We start from the raw sequence: 1,225 nt of genomic DNA, 5'->3' as shown, positions 1-1,225 counted from the left end.
TTGATCCCAAGCTGCGCTTGGTTGCCCAATACGCCGACGACGAAACAGGCCTGTTCTATCATCTGGCGCGCTACTACGATCCCGCGCAGGGACGCTTCATCAGCCCCGATCCGGCCGGCATCGCCGACAGCCTCAACAACCCGGAAGCCCTGCGGCTCGACCTGACTGCCTATGCCGGCGGATTGCCCAGATTCTATGTCGATCCCGATGGAGCAGCGAAGCTGCAGTACCTGCTGATCGATGCCTATGGCGGCGCGCCCACGAATCCATCCAAAAGCACGCTCGCCACCGGCGTGGACCCGCGAATGATCCACTTTGCGTTCTATCTCACCGACATTGCCGCTGCCCCTGGGGAGCATCTGTTGTACGACCCCAATGGAACATTCTCAGGACTCAATGATGAGGGGGCACTGGCCTGGTCGGGGGGAACAGGTGAGTGGAATCGCTTCCAGAGCCACTATGGCAAAAGCATTTCCACCGGAGCTTGGGCCGTGATCGGGGATTTCGATGACACCGTCGCCCTGGAACTCTACAAGGCATTGAGCGGACGCGATCCGCTGAATGGAAAGCCCGTCGCCAACTGCGATGCCAAAGCGGCGCTGGCCTATCTGCCGGACCTTCCTGAGGGTTTCTATGCTTTCGAGCATTATGCGTTCCCGACGTACATTCACCTGCTGACCCAGCCCATCTTCTTCGCGAACGAAATGCCGGATCCGAATGATGTCCGCTACGTCGATGCGAGCGTCATTCCTTGGGGGGATTTGACGTTCGATGCGGAGGGGAATGATGCTGCGGATGACCGCTTTTATTCACGCAAGCCTCACCTGCCGCAGAACAACGAGGGAGATGTCATTGGCAACTCGGGCACAACGCTGGGGCGCGGCTATGACTTTGGAGGAAAGAAGGCGCAAGACGTGAAGAACATTCTGTTCCGCCTGAACATGTCGCAAGCGAATATCGATTTATTGGCTGGAGCAATCGGCAAACAAGGCAACGCTGCGGCCCCATATTTTGAGAACAACGTAGAGCCTGCGGGCATCGAATTGACGCGAGAGCAGCAATACTTGCTGTTCTTGCAAAGCTACAAGGATACCTACAACGATGCCAAGAGAGCGTATGACAACAACTTTCCAAAAGATGTCGGGACGACCTGGGATCAGCTTGATCCGGCGATACGTGACGTGATTGTCGACATGAGGTTCCGCGGTGATTTCAAAAATCTGGC

The 1,225-nt window shown here is 56.6% G+C and carries 1 protein-coding gene; it reads left to right on the top strand.

The genetic code is table 11. The annotated features are described in order from the left end of the window. The coding region (locus BMY12_RS20120) for a pesticin C-terminus-like muramidase (protein WP_245732645.1) at positions 1-1,225 on the top strand (1,225 nt) is incomplete at both ends.

It is taken from the genome of Solimonas aquatica (assembly GCF_900111015.1).
Lineage (GTDB): Bacteria > Pseudomonadota > Gammaproteobacteria > Nevskiales > Nevskiaceae > Solimonas > Solimonas aquatica.
The sequence above is the reverse complement of the archived record's forward strand: the minus strand, read 5'-3'. Positions and strand labels throughout refer to the sequence as shown.